Annotated in this window: 13 protein-coding genes; 3 read left to right on the top strand and 10 right to left on the bottom strand. The window is 68.4% G+C overall.

The window, feature by feature from the left end:
* The first annotated feature begins 50 nt into the window (after nucleotides 1-50).
* The 3 genes from I8E28_RS17400 to I8E28_RS17410 all read left to right on the top strand — a co-directional run bounded on the left by I8E28_RS17400 (nucleotide 51) and on the right by I8E28_RS17410 (nucleotide 2688).
* Entirely contained in the window at nucleotides 51-1685 is a 1635-nt protein-coding gene (locus tag I8E28_RS17400) for an FAD-dependent protein (protein ID WP_200789391.1), read from the top strand.
* 1 nt (nucleotide 1686) lies between these two features.
* Entirely contained in the window at nucleotides 1687-2310 is a 624-nt protein-coding gene (locus I8E28_RS17405; protein ID WP_200789394.1) for a ProQ/FinO family protein, read from the top strand.
* 129 nt (nucleotides 2311-2439) lie between these two features.
* A complete protein-coding gene (locus I8E28_RS17410; protein ID WP_200789397.1) occupies nucleotides 2440-2688 on the top strand; it encodes a hypothetical protein in 249 nt (82 codons plus the stop codon).
* Between the two features lie 58 nt (nucleotides 2689-2746).
* Here the strand turns inward: I8E28_RS17410 and htpX are convergent, their stop codons facing one another.
* The 10 genes from htpX to I8E28_RS17460 form a co-directional block, all read right to left on the bottom strand.
* Complete coding sequence (gene htpX, locus I8E28_RS17415) at nucleotides 2747-3616, bottom strand: protease HtpX (RefSeq protein ID WP_200789400.1); 870 nt, start codon at nucleotides 3614-3616, stop codon at nucleotides 2747-2749.
* Nucleotides 3617-3678: 62 nt separating this feature from the next.
* Nucleotides 3679-4446, bottom strand: coding sequence for a DUF3025 domain-containing protein (locus I8E28_RS17420; RefSeq protein ID WP_200789403.1), 768 nt, complete (start codon nucleotides 4444-4446; stop codon nucleotides 3679-3681).
* Complete coding sequence (locus I8E28_RS17425; protein WP_200790438.1) at nucleotides 4443-5186, bottom strand: NYN domain-containing protein; 744 nt, start codon at nucleotides 5184-5186, stop codon at nucleotides 4443-4445. The genes I8E28_RS17420 and I8E28_RS17425 overlap by 4 nt, the downstream gene beginning before the upstream one ends.
* Nucleotides 5183-6217, bottom strand: coding sequence for a dihydroorotase (gene pyrC, locus I8E28_RS17430; protein WP_200789405.1), 1035 nt, complete (start codon nucleotides 6215-6217; stop codon nucleotides 5183-5185). The genes I8E28_RS17425 and pyrC overlap by 4 nt, the downstream gene beginning before the upstream one ends.
* 158 nt (nucleotides 6218-6375) lie before the next feature.
* Nucleotides 6376-7113: an amino acid ABC transporter ATP-binding protein gene (locus tag I8E28_RS17435; protein ID WP_200790439.1), complete on the bottom strand. Its 738-nt coding sequence runs from the start codon at nucleotides 7111-7113 to the stop codon at nucleotides 6376-6378.
* A gap of 31 nt (nucleotides 7114-7144) precedes the next feature.
* On the bottom strand, nucleotides 7145-7804 hold the full coding sequence (locus I8E28_RS17440; protein ID WP_200789408.1) for an amino acid ABC transporter permease: 660 nt from the start codon (nucleotides 7802-7804) through the stop codon (nucleotides 7145-7147).
* Nucleotide 7805: 1 nt separating this feature from the next.
* Nucleotides 7806-8564 carry an amino acid ABC transporter permease gene (locus tag I8E28_RS17445; RefSeq protein ID WP_200789411.1) on the bottom strand — a complete coding sequence of 253 codons (759 nt, stop codon included), beginning with the start codon at nucleotides 8562-8564 and terminating at the stop codon, nucleotides 7806-7808.
* Nucleotides 8565-8704: 140 nt separating this feature from the next.
* Entirely contained in the window at nucleotides 8705-9601 is an 897-nt protein-coding gene (locus tag I8E28_RS17450; RefSeq protein ID WP_200789415.1) for an amino acid ABC transporter substrate-binding protein, read from the bottom strand.
* Nucleotides 9602-9707: 106 nt separating this feature from the next.
* Nucleotides 9708-11141 (bottom strand): aspartate ammonia-lyase, encoded by a 1434-nt coding sequence (locus I8E28_RS17455; protein WP_200789418.1) that lies wholly within the window; start codon nucleotides 11139-11141, stop codon nucleotides 9708-9710.
* 127 nt (nucleotides 11142-11268) lie between these two features.
* Nucleotides 11269-12195, bottom strand: a complete 927-nt coding sequence (locus I8E28_RS17460) for a LysR substrate-binding domain-containing protein (RefSeq protein ID WP_200789421.1) — start codon at nucleotides 12193-12195, stop codon at nucleotides 11269-11271.
* Nucleotides 12196-12207 lie beyond the last annotated feature (12 nt).

Raw genomic sequence — 12207 nt, forward strand, 5'->3', positions numbered from 1 at the left:
TCCGGCGCGTTCCCCGCGCCGGGCCAACGCTGCTTGATCACCACAAGCCCGTGATTCGCGTCTCCGAACTCAAGCTCCCCCTCCCCCAGGCGGAGCAGCCCGAAGCACCGCTGCGCGAGCAGGCGGCCCGGCTGCTCGGCATCGCCGTGGGCGACGTCGCGTCGCTCGCCGTGTTCAAGCGCAGCTTCGATGCCCGCAAGGCCGAGCTGCTCGCGGTCTACATCGTCGACCTCGCGCTGCGCGATCCCGCGCAGGAACCCGCCGTGCTCGCGCGGCATGCGACGCATCCGCACGTGGCGCCCACGCCCGACATGGCGTGGCGTCCGCCGGCGACGTTCACCGGCGAGCCGCCCACACGGCCGGTCGTCGTCGGCTTCGGCCCGTGCGGCATCTTCGCGGCGCTGGTGCTCGCGCAGATGGGCCTGAAGCCCATCGTGCTCGAACGAGGCAAGCCGGTTCGCCAACGGACCAAGGACACCTGGGGCCTGTGGCGCCAGCGAGTGCTGCAGCCGGAGAGCAACGTGCAGTTCGGCGAAGGCGGCGCGGGCCTGTTCTCGGACGGCAAGCTGTACAGCCAGATCAAGGACCCGCGGCACCTGGGGCGCAAGGTGATGGGCGAGTTCGTGCAGGCTGGCGCGCCCGAGGAGATCCTCTATGTCGCGCACCCGCACATCGGCACTTTCAAGCTGGTCAAGGTCGTCGAGCAGATGCGCGAGCAGATCCGGGCGCTGGGCGGCGAGATCCGCTTCCAGCAGCGCGTGGCCGACTTCCACATCGAGGATGGCCACCTGCGCGGCCTCACGGTGCTGCACCAGGACACCGGCGCGACCTCGCAACTGCGAGCCGACCACGTCGTGCTCGCGCTGGGCCACAGCTCGCGCGACACGTTCGCCGCGCTGCATGCGCGCGGCGTGCACGTCGAAGCCAAGCCGTTCTCCATCGGCGTGCGCATCGAGCATCCGCAGGGGATGATCGATCGCGCGCGCTGGGGCCGGCATGCGGGCCATCCGATGCTGGGCGCGGCCGACTACAAGCTGGTGCACCACGCATCCAACGGCCGCGCCGTCTACAGCTTCTGCATGTGCCCGGGCGGCACCGTCGTCGCGGCCACTTCGGAAGAAGGTCGGGTCGTCACCAACGGCATGAGCCAGTACTCGCGCAACGAGCGCAACGCCAACTCGGGCATCGTGGTGTCGATCGACCCGCGCGACTACCCGGGCGGCCCGCTCGCGGGCGTGGACTTCCAGCGCGAGCTGGAATCGCGCGCCTTCGCCGCGGGCGGCCGCACCTACGACGCGCCGGGCCAGCTGGTGGGTGACCTGCTCGCCGGCCGTGCGTCGACCCGGTTCGGCGACGTGCAGCCTTCGTACAAGCCGGGCGTCGCGCTCACCGACCTGCGCGAGGCGCTGCCCGCGTACGCGGTCGACGCCATCCGCGAAGCCCTGCCCGCCTTCGGGCGCAAGATCGCCCGCTTCGACCGGCCCGACGCGGTGATGACCGGCGTCGAGACACGCACCTCGTCGCCCGTGCGCATCACGCGCGGCGAGGACTTTCAGAGCCTCAACGTGCGCGGCCTCTACCCGGCCGGGGAAGGCGCCGGCTACGCGGGCGGCATCCTCTCGGCCGGCGTCGACGGCATCCGCGTGGGCGAAGCCGTCGCACGGCAGGTCGCCGCCACCCACTGACATGAACGCACCCACTCCTCCCGCGGCCGGTCCGCGCAAGTCCCGCCGCAACAACGGCCGTCCCGCGCCGCGCGCGCCGCATCCGCTGCTGCTGACACTGCACGAGCTGCATCCGGGCGTGTTCGGCCCGCGGGCGGTGCCGCTGAAGGTCGGCATCTTCGACGAGCTGCGCGCGGCGCATCCGGAGCAGCTGCCGGCGGAGACGCTGAAGGCCGCGCTGGGCGACCACACGCGGTCGACGCGCTACCTGGAAGCGGTCGCGTCCGGGCTGCCGCGCCACGGCCTGGACGGCCAGCCGGTGGAACCGGTGGCGCCGGAGCACGTGCACCACGCGATCCTGGAGCTGCACCGTCGCAAGGGCGGCTCGCCGCAGGCGCGCGAACGCGCCCTCAAGCAGCTGGTGGAAAACATCGAACGATCGGGCCTGGGACGCGACGGCTACCGCGAGCGCTTCGGCCAGCACCCTGCGAGCCAGGCGCTGGTGGACGAGGCGCTCTCGTTCCTCGCGCACAAGGCGGCGCGGCACGAAGCACTGTCGCGTGCCTTCCAGGCCAGCGGCAAGAGCCGCGAGGAATTCGCCGAGATGTACGGCCTGTCGCCGGCGGAAGTCGCGACGCTGGCCTGAGCTGGTTGCATGCCTTTTCTCCTGGTCATGCGCCGGCTTACATGGTTCGCCGCTGCCTCCGCCGTTGCTGCGCCCGGATGGGCCGTGCCGGCGCCAGCAGTTCCGCCCGCGCTTGCCAGCGCGGTGGGGGTGGCCATCGACTCCGGCTACGCGACCGCCAGGGCCCAACTGCTTCGCACGGGGTGGAAGGCCGACCGGACCTGGGGCGAAGCCGGCGTCGGCGGCCGACGGACGTATCCGCGGTATCCCGAGGTGTTGTGCGGCCACGGTCGCGACGCCGTCTGCACCGGCCGTTTCCACAAGGCCGGCCATGCCATCCTTGTCATGATCAATCCGAGGTCCAAGGCGCTGCCGGTCACTTCCATCGACGAGGATTGAGCCGCTGGTGCAAGAAGAAAGCCGCCCGGAGGCGGCTTTCTTCGTTCGCGGCGACAGCTCAGCCGGCGTTCTGCAGGGCCGCGATGCGCTCTTCGATCGGCGGGTGGGTCGAGAACAGCTTGCCGACGCCCGAGGTGATGCCCATCGACTGCAGGCCGCGCGGCAACTCGCCGGGCACCATGCCGCCCAGGCGGGCCAGCGCGTGGATCATCGGCTGGCGGTTGCCCATCAGCTGGGCCGAGCCGCGGTCGGCGCGGAACTCGCGCTGGCGCGAGAACCAGGCCACGATGATCGCGGCCAGGAAGCCGAACACGATGTCCAGCACGATGGTCGTGATGAAGTAGCCGATGCCGGGGCCGTTGCGCTGCTCGCCGCGGCTGAGCCAGCCGTCGACCACGTAGCCGATCACGCGCGAGGCGAACACGACGAAGGTGTTCATCACGCCCTGGATCAGCGTCATCGTGACCATGTCGCCGTTGGCGATGTGCGCGACCTCGTGGCCGATGACGGCTTCGACTTCCTCGCGCGTCATGCCTTGCAGCAGGCCGGTGGACACCGCGACCAGCGCGCTGTTTTTGAACGCGCCGGTGGCGAACGCGTTGGGCTCGCCCTGGAACACGCCGACCTCCGGCATGCCGATGCCGGCCTTGTCGGCGAAGCGGCGCACGGTCTCGACGATCCAGCGCTGGTCGGGTCCCTCGTCGCCGGTGATCACCTGCACGCCCGAGGTCCACTTGGCCAGCGGCTTGGACAGCAGCAGCGAGATGATCGCGCCGCCGAAGCCGATGACGAAGGCGAACCCGAGCAGCATGCCCAGGTTGAGGCCATTGGCCGTCAGGTAGCGGTTGACGCCCAGCAGGCTGGCGACGACACCCAGGACCACGACCACCGCCAGGTTGGTGGCCAGGAACAGGAAGATGCGTTTCATCGGTGGAGTGGCTCCGTTGTATGTGCTTGCACGCGCTGCAGATGCGGCCTTCGCCGCGGAACTCAAGCGCAGGGGTCCAGGTCCCGCCCGCCCCCGCGGGCCGGCCGGCGGGGCCTGAACACCTCGGAGTCGTCGTAGAAAGAAAAGTTCTCGTTCTCCGCCCACCAGCCCGGGATGCCGAGCACCGGCAGCGGGACGAAGGGCTTGGCCGCCAGGCGGCCGGGCTCGCATTGTGCCGCCAGCCACGCGTCGGCGGCGGCCACGCCCGGCAACGGTGCATCGGCGTCCCACACGTGCGCCGTCATGTCCTTGCGCGGCGCGGCCAGCTTCTCCAGCAAGGCATGGCCCACGATGAGCACGTGGGCTTCCGCCCACAGCGGCCGCAGGTCCACGAACAGCCGCCGCCACGCGCGTTCGCGCAAGGCGGCCCAGAGCGGCTCGGGCGCGCGCAGGAGCAGGCCGTTCTCGTCGAACACGGTGATCGCGTCGCGCACCGGGCCGCGGCGCGCGCCGATGCCGTTCTGCCCGATCTCGGCCGCCTGCAGCGCGTTCAGCCGCTGCTTGGTGCGCGGCAGGTGCAGCCACGCCAGGCCGTTGAAGAAGTCGTGCAGGTTGTCGCGCGTCGGGCAGGCGCGCTGCTCGAAGATGAAGCGCTCGTAGGCGGCGCCTTCGGGCATCGCGGACTGCGATACGAACTGCACCGGCGCGGAGCCGCTGGCATTCAGCGCATCGGCCACCCGTGCGCCGCCAGCCCAGCGGTGGTGCGCAGCTTCGCCCAGCCCTGCCCACGGCTGGTACCAGGGTTGCGCCCAGTCCAGAGGCGCGGTCACTTGCGGCGGCTGGCCGGCTGCTTCTCGCGCACGGCCACGCGCGACGTGCCCTCGTCCGCGAATTCGAAGAGGTCGGTCGCGGCCAGCAGCTTGGTGAGCGTGGCGTAGCCGTAGTTGCGCTGGTCGAACGATGCCTGGTTGCCGATCTGCTGGCGCACGTCGTTCACCGACGACCAGCCGTCGTCGTCCGCCGCCGAGCGCACCGCATTGCGCAGCAGGCCGACGAGCTTGCGGTCCGCCCGCAGTTCGGCGGGCGCCATGCGCAGGCGCTGGCTGCGCTCGGTGTCGGGCGCGTCCGCGTCGTCCTGGCGCAGGTCGTCCAGGAACAGGAAACGGGAGCAGGCATTGACGAACGGTTCCGGCGTCTTGCGCGCACCGAAGCCGTACACCGCGGCGCCCTTGGCCCGCAGGTGCATGACGAGCGGCGTGAAGTCCGCGTCGGACGACACGATGCCGAAAGCGTCGGGCCGGTCGGTGTACAGCAGGTCGAGCGCGTCGATCACCATCGCCATGTCGCTGGCGTTCTTGCCCTTCGTGTAATCGAACTGCTGCATGGGACGGATGGCATGCTCATGCAACAGCTCTTCCCAGCCCTTGAGCTCGTTTTTCTTCCAGTTGCCGTAGGCGCGCCGGATGTTGGTCTCGCCCTGGGTCGACAGCTCGTTGAGGATCAGGCCGATCTTCGACGCGGGCGAGTTGTCCGCATCGATCAGCAGTGCGACGCGCGGCTTGCCGGTCACGACGCGACCTTCCACGCCAGCGCCTCGCCCCCGCCCAGCGGCTTGAGCTGCGCTTCGCCGAACGGAACGGTCTCGGGCACGGTCCACGGCTCGCGCCGCAGCTTCAGCATGCCGCGGTTGCGCGGCAGGCCGTAGAAGTCGGCGCCCCAGAAGCTGGCGAAGCCCTCGAGCTTGTCGAGCGCCCCGGCGCGGTCGAACGCGAGCGCGTACAGCTCCATCGCCGTCAGCGCGGTGTAGCAGCCGGCGCAACCCAGCGCGTGCTCCTTCAGCAGCGCCGGATGCGGCGCGCTGTCGGTGCCGAGGAAGAACTTGCGGCTGCCCGAAGCCGCCGCTTCCACCAGCGCCTGGCGGTGCGTCTCGCGCTTGAGGACCGGCAGGCAGTAGTAGTGCGGGCGGATGCCACCCTGGAAGATGGCGTTGCGGTTGTAGAGCAGGTGGTGCGCGGTGATCGTGGCCGCGGTGTTGGCGTCCGCGTCGCGGACGTAGTGCGCCGCCTCGCGCGTCGTGATGTGCTCCATCACGATCTTCAAGCCGGGGAAGTCCTTGCGCAGCGGGATGAGCTTCTGCTCGATGAACACGGCCTCGCGGTCGAACAGGTCCACCTCGGGGTCGGTGACTTCGCCGTGCACCAGCAGCACGAGCCCTTCGCGCTGCATCGTTTCCAGCGTCGCGTAGGTCTTGCGGATGTCGGTGACGCCTGCATCGCTGTTGGTGGTCGCGCCCGCGGGGTACAGCTTGAGGGCGACGACGCCGGCTTCCTTCGCCCGGCGGATCTCGTCGGGCGGCAGGTTGTCCGTGAGGTACAGCGTCATGAGCGGCTGGAAGTCCAGCCCCTTGGGCACGGCTGCGAGGATGCGTTGCCGGTACGCCGCCGCCATCGCCGCGGTGGTCACCGGCGGCTTGAGGTTGGGCATGATGATCGCGCGCCCGAACTGCGCCGCCGAATGCGGCACCACGTCCCGCATCGCCGCGCCATCGCGCACGTGCAGGTGCCAGTCGTCAGGGCGGGTGATCGTCAGTTCGGTGGTCATGGGACCAATTGTCCCAGACCTGAAAACTCCCGAACGCAGAGAGCGCAGAGCAAGCGCGGAGAGCGCAGAAGAAACCAATCAGAAGATTTCCCTGCGACCTCTGCGCTTGCTCTGCGACCTCTGCGTTAGGGAGTTCCTGCGAGCGCTAGCGGAGCAGCTCAGTGCCCCAGGATCTTCCCCAGGAAGTCCTTGGTCCGCGCCTGGCGGGCGTCGGGGTTGCCGAAGAAATCCTCCTTCGAGCAGTCCTCCAGGATGCGCCCGCCGACGTCGATGAAGATGACGCGGTTGGCGACCTTGCGCGCGAAGCCCATCTCGTGCGTGACCACCATCATGGTCATGCCTTCGCTGGCCAGCTTGACCATCACGTCCAGCACCTCGCCCACCATCTCGGGGTCGAGCGCGGACGTCGGTTCGTCGAACAGCATCACGATCGGGTCCATCGACAGCGCGCGCGCGATCGCCACGCGCTGCTGCTGGCCACCCGACAGCTGGCCGGGGAACTTGTCCTTGTGCGCCATCAGGCCCACGCGGTCCAGCATCTTCAGGCCACGCGTCCTGGCCTCGTCGGCGCTGCGGCCGAGCACCTTCATCTGCGCGATGGTGAGGTTCTCGGTCACCGACAGGTGCGGGAACAGCTCGAAGTGCTGGAACACCATGCCGACCTTGCTGCGCAGCCTGGGCAGGTCGGTCTTCGGGTCGTTCACGGAGATGCCGTTGACGGTGATGGTGCCCTTCTGGATCGGCTCCAGCCCGTTGACGGTCTTGATCAGCGTCGACTTGCCCGAGCCCGAGGGGCCGCAGACGACGACCACGTCGCCCTTGTTCACGGTGACGGAGCAGTCGGTCAGCACCTGCACCGGGCCGTACCACTTGGAGACGTTCTGGATCTGGATCATGGAGTCGGACATGGCGGTCTCCGGGAGGCGTTCAACGGATGATGGCGATGCGCGCCTGCAGCTTCTTCACCAGGAAGGACAGGCTGACGCACAGGATGAAGTAGACGACGGCGGCGAGCAGGTAGGCCTCCTCGGGGCGGCCGTAGATCTTGCCCGCGGTGACGAAGCCCTTGAGCAGGTCGTAGGCGCCGATGGCGTAGACCAGCGACGTGTCCTGGAACAGGATGATGGTCTGCGTCAGCAGCACGGGCAGCATGTTGCGGAAGGCCTGCGGCAACACCACCAGGCGCATGTTCTGCGCATACGACATGCCCAGCGCCTGGCCGGCGAACACCTGGCCGCGCGGGATCGACTGGATGCCGGCCCGCATGATCTCGCTGAAGTACGCGGCCTCGAACGCGATGAACGTGATGTTGGCCGAGTACTCGGCGCCCACGGGGCGGCCGATGATGATGGGCACCAGCAGGAAGAACCACAGGATCACCATCACCAGCGGGATGGAGCGCATGCCGTTGACGTAGATCGTGGCCGGCCAGGCCAGCAACGGCTTGCCGGACAGCCGCATCAGCGCGAGCACCGTGCCGAACAGGATGCCGCCCAGGGTCGAAACGACGGTGAGCTGGATGCTGAACCAGAAGCCGGCGACGACGTACTTGCTGATCAGGTCCCAGCTGAAGAAGGACAGGTCCATGTCAGTGGCCCCCACCCGTGCCGCCGGCCACGATGAAGCCGGGGATCTGCACCTTGCGCTCGATGAAGGCGAACACGCGGTTCACCGCGAACGCCGACAGCGCGTACAGCGCCGTGACGGCCATGTAGATCTCGATGCCGCGCGCGGTCTCCTCCTGCGCCTGCATCGCGAACATCGTCAGTTCCGCGATCGACACGGCGAAGGCCACCGAGCTGTTCTTCAGCAGGTTCATCGACTCGCTGGTGAGCGGCGGCAGGATGATGCGCACGGCCATCGGAAGGATGACGTAGCGGTAAGTCTGCGCGGTGGTGAATCCCATCGCCATGCCCGCGTAGCGCTGGCCACGGGGCAGCGCCTGCACGCCGGCGCGCACCTGCTCCGCGATGCGGGCGGACGTGAAGAAGCCGAGCGCGAAGACCACCAGCAGGAAGCCGGGCACCTGGCGCATCGACGGGAACAGCTTGGGCACCACGAAGTACCAGATGAACAGCTGCACGAGGATCGGGATGTTGCGGAACAGCTCGACCCACGCATTGCCGATGCGCACCGCGATCGGGCTGTTGGGCAAGGTGCGCATGGTGCCGACCAGGCCGCCGACGACGATGGCGACCACCCAGGCGCAGGCGGCGACGGACAAGGTCCACCCCCAGGCCTGCAGCATCCATTCCAGGTAGGTCTGGTCGCCGCCCTTGGCCCAGCACGTTGCCTCGACCGTTCCTTCGAGCGTGTTCTTGCAGAAAACCTGCCAGTCCCAGGACATCGTTCCCCTCCCCGTCGCCGGGGCCCTCGTGAGTTGATCTCGTGGCCGCGCGCGCTGGCGCGCGGACGGTTGACCTTAAGCACAAACCCCGCCAGCGGCAAGCGCCGGGCGGGGTCTGTTGTTCCGGCGCGGCAGCCGGATTACTTCTTGGCGTAGTCCTCGGCCGGCTTGTCGTTGGGGGTCGCCCAGGCCGCCTTGGTGGTCTCGCTCGCCGGCAGGTTCAGCTTCGCGTTCTTCGGGGGAATCGGCTGCACGAACCACTTGTCGTAGATCTTGGCGATCTCGCCGGACTTCATCAGGTCCTTCAGCGTGTCGTCGGCCAGCTTCTTGAACGCGGCATCGTCCTTGCGCAGCATGATGGCGATCGGCTCGACGCTGATCGGCTCGCCCACGATCTTGAAGTCGGCGGGCGCCTTGCTGTTGGCGATGTTGCCGGCCAGGATCTGCGCGTCCATCACGAAAGCGTCGGCACGGCCGGACTCCAGCAGCAGGAAGCTCTCGGCGTGGTCCTTGCCGTACACCTCGTTGAAGTTCACGTTCTGCGCGCGCTCGTGCTTGCGCAGCAGCTGCACGGACGTGGTGCCGGTGGTGGTGGCGACCGTCTTGCCGCCCAGCTGGGCCAGCGAGTTGATGCCGGAGTTGGCGCGAACGGCGGTGCGCACTTCCTCGACGTAGGTGGTCACGGCGAACGCGACGTCCTTCTGGCGGGCCGTGTTGTTGGTGGTGGAGCCGCACTCGATGTCGACGGTGCCGTTGGACACCAGGCTGATGCGGTTCTGCGAGGTCACCAGCTGGTACTTGACGTCGACCTTCTTGCCGACCTGCTTCTCGAGGTTGGCGATGATGCGCTGGCACAGCTCCACGTGGTAGCCCACGTACTTGCCGTCCCCGAGGGTGTACGCCAGCGCGCCGGACGAATCGCGGACGCCCATCGTGATGGTGCCGGAGTTCTTCACCTTGGCGATGGTGTCGTTGGCCTGGGCGAACGCACCACCGGCGATGGCGGCAATGGCGGCGGCGAGCAAGACTTTCTTCATGGGGGCTCCTGTGAGGGGTGAGCTTTTGAGAACGAAATTCTAGGCGGACGAGCTTGCGGGAATACCCTGAAGCCTGACGCCGCGGAGTCCCTGCCGGGACCCAAGCTCAGGCTTTCAGCGTCGCCTTGCCATTGGCCACCAGGCGCATCGGCTGCGTGAGTTTCTCGGGCACCAGCAACGCGTCGATCTCCTCGCGGGTCATGATGCCCAGCGACTCGGCCACCGCGTCCAGCGGCGCGCCCGTCGCGATGGCGGTCTTGGCCATCAGCGCGGCCTTCTCGTAGCCGATCACGGGGTTGAGCGCGGTCACCAGCGTCACCGACTCGCGCACCCGCTTCTCCAGCACCGGCAGGTTGGCCTCGATGCCGGCCACGCAGTTGGCCTGCAACGTGAGGCAGGCGTTGGACAGGTGCTGGATGCTCTTGAACAGGCTCCAGCCCATGATCGGTTCGAAGGCGTTGAGCTGCAGCTGGCCGGCTTCGGACGCCATCGTGACGGTCATGTCGTTGCCGATCACCTCGAACGCCACCTGGTTCATCACTTCCGGGATCACCGGGTTGACCTTGCCCGGCATGATCGACGAGCCGGCCTGGCGTGCCGGCAGCTTGATGTCACCGAAGCCCGCCTGCGGGCCGCTGGACAGCAGGCGCAGGTCGTTGCAGGTCTTTGACAGCTTGCACGCCACCCGCTTGAGCACGCCCGACAGCTGCACGAACGCGCCGGTGTCCTGGGTCGCTTCCACCAGGTTCTTGGCCTTCACGACGGGCACGCCGCTGGTTTCGGCCAGCAGCTGGCAGGCCAGTTCGGCATAGCCGTGCGGCGCGTTGATGCCGGTGCCGATGGCGGTGGCGCCGAGGTTCACTTCCTGGATCAGCGCACGCGCCTCGCGCAGGCGCTGCTCGTCCTCTTCCATCATCACCGCGTAGGTCGAGAACTCCTGCCCCAGCGTCATCGGCACGGCGTCCTGCAGCTGCGTGCGGCCGATCTTCAACACGTTCTTGAACTCCTCCGCCTTGGCCTCGAAGCCGGCGCGCAGGAAGGCCATCGACCCGAGCAGTGTGTCGATGCCGAACCACAGCGCCAGGCGCACGGCGGTCGGGTACACGTCGTTGGTGCTCTGCGAGGCGTTGACGTGGTCGTTGGGGTGCAGCACGTCGTAGCGGCCCTTCTCGAAGCCGAGGCGCTCGAGCGCGAGGTTGGCGATCACCTCGTTGGCGTTCATGTTGGTCGACGTGCCGGCGCCGCCCTGGATGACGTCGACGACGAACTGGTCGTGGTGCTCGCCCGCGATCAGCTTCTCGCACGCGGACATGATCGCGTAGGCACGGCTCTCATCGAGCACGCCCAGCTGCAGGTTGGCGCGGGCGGTGGCCTTCTTGACGTAGCCGAAGGCCTTGACCAGTTCCGGCATGGCGGAGACGGGGGTGCCGGAGATCGGGAAGTTCTCCACCGCGCGGGCGGTGTGGACGCCCCAGTAGGCGTGCAAGGGAATCTGCTTGTCGCCGAGGAAATCGTGCTCGACGCGGTGCGAATTGGGCATGAAAGGCGGGCCGTTTTTGGGACGCGCGAACTGTAGACAGCCGCCGTCGCGCCAGCCAATGCCGTATGCGCCAAGCCGTATGCACGACTTGCATGATGCAGGCCTGGCGCGGCCTACCAGCCCAACTTCAAGCCCTGGCGGCGTCCGCCAGGTAGCTCCAAAGGGCTTGTGCGGTGCCCTTGGGCGCTTCGCGTCCGGACGGCTTCTCGCGGTACGCGCGCACGTCCATCGCCAGTTCCAGCGGCAGCCCCGCGGGCGCCGCCGGCACGAGCTTGCGCGCGCGCAATTCCTTCTTCACCGCGCTGTGCGGCAGGAACGCGATGCCGTGGCCTTCGAGCGCCATCACCTTCAGGCCTTCGGCCATGTCGGTCTCGTACACGCGATCGAGGTGGATGGCCGTGCCGGACTGCTTGAGGATGAGGTCCGTCACCCGCCCCAGGTAGGCGCCCGGCGCGTAGCCCAGGTAGGGCAGCGGGTGCGAGGCGCGGCCCGGCAGCCGGAACATCGGCTCGCCCCCGGCATCGGGCTTGCAGTACGGCGCGAGCGTTTCCAGGCCCAGCGTGACCATCTCGTAGCGGTCCGGGTCCAGCTGCAAGGGCTGGGAGGAATGGTGGTACGCGATCAGCACGTCGCAGCCGCCTTCGACCAGGCGCATCACGGCGTCGTGCACGTTCAGCGCGATCAGCCGGCTCTTGATCGGCCCGAACTTGTCACGCAGGCTGGAGACCCACGCGGGGAAGAATGTGAAGGCCAGCGTGTGCGGGACGGCGAACTCGATCACGTCCTGGGCCGCGGTGGCATGCCCGCGCAGCATGGCGCGCGTGCTTTGCAGCGCCTGCAGCAGTTCCAGCGATTGCGCGTACAGCGTCTCGCCGGCGGGCGTCAGGCGGGTGGGATAGGAGCTGCGATCGACCAGGTCGGTGCCGGCCCACGCTTCCAGCGCCTGGATGCGGCGCGAGAACGCGGGCTGGGTGACGTGCCGCAGCTGCGCCGAGCGGCTGAAGCTGCGGGTCTCGGCGAGGCTCACGAAGTCCTCGAGCCATTTCGTCTCCATGGCCGCGATTAT

Source organism: Ramlibacter algicola, from assembly GCF_016641735.1.
GTDB classification, from domain to species: domain Bacteria; phylum Pseudomonadota; class Gammaproteobacteria; order Burkholderiales; family Burkholderiaceae_C; genus Ramlibacter; species Ramlibacter algicola.

Excerpts from the sequence above, each read along its gene's own strand:
- I8E28_RS17405 (WP_200789394.1), top strand. The coding sequence starts at position 1,687 with ATGAACGCACCCACTCCTCCCGCGGCCGGTCCGCGCAAGTCCCGCCGC.
- htpX (WP_200789400.1), bottom strand. The coding sequence starts at position 3,616 with ATGAAACGCATCTTCCTGTTCCTGGCCACCAACCTGGCGGTGGTCGTG.
- pyrC (WP_200789405.1), bottom strand. The coding sequence starts at position 6,217 with ATGACCACCGAACTGACGATCACCCGCCCTGACGACTGGCACCTGCAC.
- I8E28_RS17435 (WP_200790439.1), bottom strand. The coding sequence starts at position 7,113 with ATGATCCAGATCCAGAACGTCTCCAAGTGGTACGGCCCGGTGCAGGTG.
- I8E28_RS17440 (WP_200789408.1), bottom strand. The coding sequence starts at position 7,804 with ATGGACCTGTCCTTCTTCAGCTGGGACCTGATCAGCAAGTACGTCGTC.
- I8E28_RS17445 (WP_200789411.1), bottom strand. The coding sequence starts at position 8,564 with ATGTCCTGGGACTGGCAGGTTTTCTGCAAGAACACGCTCGAAGGAACG.
- I8E28_RS17450 (WP_200789415.1), bottom strand. The coding sequence starts at position 9,601 with ATGAAGAAAGTCTTGCTCGCCGCCGCCATTGCCGCCATCGCCGGTGGT.
- I8E28_RS17455 (WP_200789418.1), bottom strand. The coding sequence starts at position 11,141 with ATGCCCAATTCGCACCGCGTCGAGCACGATTTCCTCGGCGACAAGCAG.
- I8E28_RS17460 (WP_200789421.1), bottom strand. The coding sequence starts at position 12,195 with ATGGAGACGAAATGGCTCGAGGACTTCGTGAGCCTCGCCGAGACCCGC.